General features: G+C 66.6%; 5 protein-coding genes. 3 read left to right on the forward strand and 2 right to left on the reverse strand.

Annotation, left to right across the window (positions count from 1 at the left end):
* Positions 1–72: 72 nt before the first annotated feature.
* On the reverse strand, positions 73–717 hold the full coding sequence (locus ACRC20_RS03020) for a TetR/AcrR family transcriptional regulator (protein ID WP_438684862.1): 645 nt from the start codon (positions 715–717) through the stop codon (positions 73–75).
* Positions 718–814: 97 nt separating this feature from the next.
* Between ACRC20_RS03020 and ACRC20_RS03025 the strand changes: the two genes are divergently transcribed.
* Genes ACRC20_RS03025 through ACRC20_RS03035 form a run of 3 tightly spaced genes read left to right on the forward strand, consistent with a single transcriptional unit; the run spans position 815 to position 4,620 of the window.
* The gene (locus ACRC20_RS03025; RefSeq protein WP_438684863.1) at positions 815–3,166 is read left to right on the forward strand and encodes an FAD-dependent monooxygenase; all 2,352 of its coding nucleotides are present in this window, start codon (positions 815–817) and stop codon (positions 3,164–3,166) included.
* 9 nt (positions 3,167–3,175) lie between these two features.
* Complete coding sequence (locus tag ACRC20_RS03030) at positions 3,176–4,135, forward strand: carbon-nitrogen hydrolase family protein (RefSeq protein ID WP_438684864.1); 960 nt, start codon at positions 3,176–3,178, stop codon at positions 4,133–4,135.
* 8 nt (positions 4,136–4,143) lie between these two features.
* Positions 4,144–4,620: an SRPBCC family protein gene (locus ACRC20_RS03035; protein ID WP_438684865.1), complete on the forward strand. Its 477-nt coding sequence runs from the start codon at positions 4,144–4,146 to the stop codon at positions 4,618–4,620.
* Between the two features lie 380 nt (positions 4,621–5,000).
* Here the strand turns inward: ACRC20_RS03035 and ACRC20_RS03040 are convergent, their stop codons facing one another.
* Complete coding sequence (locus ACRC20_RS03040) at positions 5,001–6,125, reverse strand: glycosyl hydrolase (RefSeq protein ID WP_438684866.1); 1,125 nt, start codon at positions 6,123–6,125, stop codon at positions 5,001–5,003.
* Positions 6,126–6,220 lie beyond the last annotated feature (95 nt).

The following is a 6,220-nucleotide window of genomic DNA, read 5'->3' on the forward strand; positions in this document are numbered from 1 at the left end:
ACGGGTTTTCACCTTGTCGTCCTGCGCCTCTTGGGTGCTCGGTTCGCGGGCGCCCGCCTTCGACGCCGCAAGTCAGACATCGGCGAACCATGCTCGCGACGATCGATCCGCCGCTTCGCGAACGTCCCCGAGCCCGACGACCAAATTGCGCATCATCGGGCGCAGCACGTTGCGGATCCCTGCGTCGGGCGGTGTGAAGTAGTTCGCGAGCTCGAGCACCATGTAGCCGTGGAGCGTGCTCCAAATCTGCGCCGCGATGGCGACCGGGGAGATTTCGTCGAGGCGGCCGGCTGCGACCGCCCGGCGTGCCGCTTCGATAATGTAGTCGTAGGCGTAACGCCCGGGCTGCAGGACGTCGTCCGGGCCTCCTCGGTAGCCTCCGAGCGATGCCGAGCCGAACATGACCACGTAGAGGTCGGGGTTCGCGCGGGCGTTCGCGATGTAGGCGGCGAAGATCCCGCCGAGGTCCGCCACCGGGTCGTCGGTCTTGGGGACACGCTCGAATTGCTCGGCGAGACGAGCGAAGCCTTCGTCCACTGCCGCCCTCACCAGATCGGGCATCGATCCGAACTGGGAGTAGAGGACCATCGTCGACGTTCCAGCCGCGGCGGCGATTTTCCTGGTCGACAAGCCGCTCGGGCCCTCCGTCGCGAGCAGGTGCGCCGCGCTCTCTAAGAGGCGCGCGCGCATCTGCGGATCGGCTCTGCGACTAGTCATCCCCACTTGTTTATCACGGGCCATGCCCATATCATTGCTATATCACTGATATTTCAGTGGTATAGTTTGCTGTGTCCCACAACTGATGGAGGATGACATGCTTCCCGAATTCGCCGATGTCGTGATTGTCGGCTCACGATGCGCGGGAACCGCGATGGCGGCCCCGCTCGCCCGGGCGGGGCGCAAGGTCGTCGTGCTCGAGAAGGCGGCGTTCCCCGCCGACACGCTCTCGACGCACGTGTTCTTCCCGATGGGCGTCGGCGAGGTGGCGCGCGTGGGGGCGCTGGACCGGATCCTCGCCCTGAACCCGTCTCTGATGACCCACGTGCATGTCGACTTCCTCCAGGCCAGCCACTCCGAGCGGTTCCAGGCCGTCGACGGGATCGATTACGCGATCAGCGTTCCCCGAGCCGACCAGGACGCGCAGCTCGTCGACGCGGCGCGCGAGGCGGGCGCAGACGTTCGCGAACGGTGCGCGGTCCACGAGGTCGTCTTCGAAGGCGGGCGCGCAGTCGGCGTGGCCTACCTCGACGCGAGGGGCTCAGCCCGCGAGATCCGCGCGCCTCTTGTGGTCGGGGCCGACGGCAGGTACTCCACCGTCGCGCAGCAGGTCGGCGAGTGGGAGCCGTACCGGCGTTCGCGCAACGGCCGCGGCATGGTGTTCCGCTATATGGACGACCCGGCCGCGGGAACCCGATGGGCGTCGACGATGTGGGAGGGCCGGACGCACGACACGATCGCGTTCGCTTTCCCCGGCACGCCCCGGGGGCGGCTGCTGGTCCTCTTCATGGGCCCGAAGTCGGAGGTCGCCGAGGCGCGCGCCGACGGCGAGACGTACTGGTCGCGCAAAGTCGCGCAATTCCCCATGCTGGCCGAGCGGGTCGCCGGAGCGGCGAATCGATCGGTCATCCGGGCGACCGCGCAGACTCATGCTTACTTCCGCCGCTCCTCTGGCCCCGGATGGGCGCTGATCGGCGATGCGGGCCACTTCAAAGACCCCGTCCTCGGCCAAGGGATGCGGGACGCGATGTGGATGGGCCGCAGGCTGGGCGAGCACGTCGTCGACGTCCTCGACGACAAGAAGGAGTTGGACAAGGCGGCTCGGCGTTGGGAGCGCGCCCGCGATCTCGAATGCCTGCCGACCTACCACTACGGCAACCTCGAGACCCGGATTCCGGCGATCCCCCCAGAGGTCGTCGCGTCGGTGGTCCACGCGGTCAGCGGGACGGAGTTGTCAGACCTCCATCAGCGCCTCGTCAAGCCGCACGAGGTCTACACGATCGCGCGCGTGGCCCGCGCCGCCGCCGCTCTGGCGCGCAAACGCGGTCTGGCCCCGAGCGTGCGCGCGGTCGGGGAGATAGCAGCTGTGGAGCTCGCCGTTCGCGCCGAACTGCTCGCGGCCAAAGCATACCGGGGCCGTATGCCGGGTCTCGGGAGGATCGTCGGGGAGCACAAGGACGACGAGCCCTGGGCGCGTCCGCCGCGCAGTCCGAAACTGCGGCCGCCCACTCCCGAACTGGCCGAAGCGACGGTCGCCCAGATCACGGCGATCAGCCCCGAGGTCAAAGCACTCGATCTGGTCCGGGCAGACGGCCAGACGTGGCCGGATTGGCGGCCGGGCGCGCATATCGACCTGCAGCTGCCGTCGGGAAAATTGCGACAGTACTCGCTGTGCGGCTCTCCAGAGGACCGGCGGACTCTCCGGATCGCCGTGCTCCGCGAGCCGGGCGGCAAAGGCGGGTCCATGGAGATCCACGCGCTTCCCGAAGGCGCGCGCGTCACCGTCGGAGGACCGCGTAACAACTTCGAGCTGCAGGACGCGCCTGAGTACCTCTTCGTCGCCGGGGGCATCGGTATCACCCCGCTCATGCCGATGATCGCCTCGGTCGAGGCCGCCGGGAAGCCGTGGCGGCTGCTGTACCGCGCGCGCGGCGAAGGGAGGATGCCGTTCGGAGCCGGACTCGCCCGACAGCACGGCGACAAGGCATTGCTGACGAACGCCGACGCGGAACCTCGCCCGAACCTCGACAGCTGGGTGGGCGGATTGCCCCACGGGGCTGCTGTCTATTGCTGTGGGCCGAGCAACCTCATGGACGTGGTCGTCGAGCTCGCGGGCAGGCGTGAAGGAGTGACCGCCCATATCGAGCGGTTCTCCCCGTCCGAGAAGGGCCGCCGCGAGGATGCGGCGTTCGAAGTCGAGCTAGCGGCCTCGGGCCGAACAGTGGCGGTGCCTGCAGGGACGTCGATGCTCGACGCCATCCGCTCGGCAGTGCCGAACTTGTCGGCCTCGTGCGAGAGCGGCGTATGCGGCAGCTGCGAGCTCGCGGTGCTACACGGGCGCCCCGACCATCGCGACGACATCCTCCAACCATCGGAACGAGATCGCACGGACATCGTCTACCCGTGCGTCTCACGCTCCTTGGACCCAAAGCTCACGATCGACGCCTGAGGAGCACGCATGAACCACACGGTCAAAGTCGCCGCAGTGCAGCCAGCACTACAGCTCGCGGATGTCGACAAGAACCTAGCGCGGATCGAAAGGTTGATCCGCGACGCACACAAAACGCACGCCCCGGATGTCATCATCGTGCCGGAGGCGGCTTCGGCGCCGAACGTGCACCACCCCGCGATGCGATCAGTCCCACGCCCCGAGCACGGTGCCCCGTTCCAGCTCCTGACCGGGCTCGCGCAGGAACTCGGCGTCGTCATAGGCGGCGGATACTTAGTCGAGCGCGGCGGCGACGCCTACGGCCATTACATTCTCGCGGAGCCCGACGGCGCCGTGCGCGGCCACGACAAAGACATCCCCACGATGTGGGAGCAGAACTTCTACATCGGCGGCGACGACGACGGCGTCGTCGACAGCCCGACGCTGGGCCCCGTCGGAATGGTGTGCGGCTGGGAGTGGGCCCGCTACCGCACAGCGGCGCGGCTCCGGGGCCGGGTTCGCGCCGTGCTGGGCGGGATGTGCTGGCCGACGGCGCCGCACAACTGGCCCGGCCCCCTCGGGTGGTGGGGCAAGCGCGAGCATTTGCTTCACAAAGACCTCGCGCAGAAACTGCCGGGCCAGGTCGCCCGCCTGGTCGGAGCCCCCGTGGTCCACGCCAGCCACGTCGGGCCGATCACGATGCGCATGCCAGGGCTGCCGAATGTCCCCTATCGGACCGCCATGCTCGGCGAGACCCAGATCTGCGATCGCGACGGCGCGATCTTGGCGAGACTGTCCGAGGAGGACGGCGAGGGCCATATCGCCGCCATGATCGACCTCGCTGACCCGCGCCCGATCGATGCGATCAAAGACCGGTACTGGATCCCCGACATGACGGCGACGGTCCGCGCGACTTGGGGCGTCTCGAATCTGCACGGAAAAACCAACTATCGGGCGCGCAAGCTCGTCGGCCGCCATATCTCTCGTTAAGGACGGAAATGTTCACTCTGCAAGAATGCGACGCGTCCGTCTTCGAGACCGCCCCCGTCGTCCGATCCTTCCGGCTCGACCTCCCCGTGCAGGCGGAACGCGTGTGGTCGGGGCTCTCGAATGAGACCCCGCTGGCGTGGTGCCGCCTGCTCAGCGGCGGCCGCTACACCTCGCCGCGCCCATTCGGAGTCGGGACAACCCGCGAAATCACCGTCGGCAAAGCGATGCGCCTGCGCGAAGAATTCTTCCGCTGGGAAGAAGGCCGACGACATTCCTTCTGGGTCCGCGAGTCCAACATGCCCCTGTTCCGGCGCTTCGCCGAGGACTATCTCGTCGAACCTACCGATATCGGATGCAGTTTCACTTGGACCTTCGCCTTCGAGCTCAACCCGCTGATCGCCAAACCGTCCTTTATCGCCGCAGCGGCGATCAACTCCATCGCCGCGTGGCTGAAACACGACACCAGACACCACTTCGCCGAATAAGCCAAGACTATCGAGGTCATCAGAATGGGGCGCTGGGGACCAGTTGGGGACCAGACGCTCTGCACGATCCTGAACGACCCGCTCGCCCATGAACGCTACGTGTAGTCGAAAATAGGCTGCTCACAGCAGAAGCAACCAAAACCTATGTACCGGGGGTCAAGGGGTCGCAGGTTCGAATCCTGTCAGCCCGACATAAGGGCGGAGGGGGTTTCTGCTCTTCCACGGCCAACGTTTGCGGACCGCTTGGGGACCACTGGCGCACTTGGCCGGTGGCGGCGAGAGCTGCTGCCCGAACCGCGACCCCCGCCATCCCGCGGTCCGGCTTTGACGGAACACAAAGTCGTCGCCAAAACCGGACCGCAGCGGGATTCGCGCCCCTCTTAGGAGAGATTTGGGAAAGCCCCCTGGTGCACGACGTTCCCGTTGTAGTACACGTCCTTGGTGTACTGGTTCGGGTTGGACTGGTCGCCGCTGTAGTTCGTGATGTCTTGGCCGAAGATCTGCGAGGCCTCGCTGATGTCGTCGTCGACGAACTCCGCCCAGCACATGAAGTACTTCCAGCCCGGCTGGCCGCGGAGCGCGCCATTGGGGTCGGGAAGCCTGCCGACCTCGGCGAGGCCGAGAGGCTTGCCGCCCGGCGCGGCGAGCGTCGCGAGCACTTCGTACCAGTTGTCCTGCGGCTGGTTCGTGTCCCACACGTCGTGCGAGATCACGTCGACCACGTCGTCTCCGGGATAGAGGTCGTTGATCACGCCTGTGCTGCCGTCGTTCTGGACGTTCCACACCCACACGATGTTGTCGAAGCCGTGGGTGTTGGCGAAGAAGTTGTGCGTGTACTGGTAGAGCTTCTGACGGTAGTTGCGCTGGTACGGCTGCGCGCCGCCGCCCGCGCCCCACCAGGACCAGCCGGTGTTGACCTCGTGGAAGGGCCGGAAGAGAACGACGACTCCGGCGTCTTTGAGCGTCTGGAAGTACGGCACCGCCTCGTTCAGCCTCCCGAGGAAGTTCTGGTAGAGGCTCGATCCCTGTCCGTTGTTCGACTGCCAGTCCAGCAGCTCCTGCCACGTGGAATCTTGCCGCCAGTAACCGCTGTCGTCGATCTTGACGCTCGTGTCAGACCCGCTCCAGCTGGTGGAGACGCCGTCCGCGCTCGACGAGACCCCGGCGTTGGGCGGCGTCATATGCCAGGTCAACGCGACCAAGGAGCCTGCATGCCATTGGTCCACCGCCTGCTGGGTCATCGCTCGCCGCCACCCGTCCTGGGCGAACGGGTCGTTGTAGAGGAAATCGCTCCCCCAGAGGCCGGGGTAGAGCCCGGTGATCGCGTTGACCTTGTCGGTCCACGGCCGGTAGTACTTCGGATCGGCCGAGTTGTTCCAGTCCCAGCTGCCAGCTGGGTAGGTGGCGCTGGGCTCTCGGTTGTGCTGGCCCGAGACGATCTGGCCGCTCGGGAGGTTCCGCAGGTAGCTGATGAGCCCTGCGCGGGTGTTCGGCAATGACGCCATAATGGGATCTCCTCAAAGTGTGAATGGTTCGCGCTGGTCTTAGCGCTTGGAATGTGTGCTGCGCGCGGGCCGGACCGCCATGGCTATGGCGGTCC

The sequence above is a fragment of the Segniliparus sp. genome, from assembly GCF_051660745.1.
Classification (GTDB): Bacteria; Actinomycetota; Actinomycetes; order Mycobacteriales; family Mycobacteriaceae; genus Segniliparus.

What these genes read in the sequence shown, in the direction of transcription:
- ACRC20_RS03040 (WP_438684866.1), bottom strand. Translation starts at nt 6,125, where the DNA reads ATGGCGTCATTGCCGAACACCCGCGCAGGGCTCATCAGCTACCTGCGG.
- ACRC20_RS03035 (WP_438684865.1), top strand. Translation starts at nt 4,144, where the DNA reads ATGTTCACTCTGCAAGAATGCGACGCGTCCGTCTTCGAGACCGCCCCC.
- ACRC20_RS03025 (WP_438684863.1), top strand. Translation starts at nt 815, where the DNA reads ATGCTTCCCGAATTCGCCGATGTCGTGATTGTCGGCTCACGATGCGCG.
- ACRC20_RS03030 (WP_438684864.1), top strand. Translation starts at nt 3,176, where the DNA reads ATGAACCACACGGTCAAAGTCGCCGCAGTGCAGCCAGCACTACAGCTC.
- ACRC20_RS03020 (WP_438684862.1), bottom strand. Translation starts at nt 717, where the DNA reads ATGACTAGTCGCAGAGCCGATCCGCAGATGCGCGCGCGCCTCTTAGAG.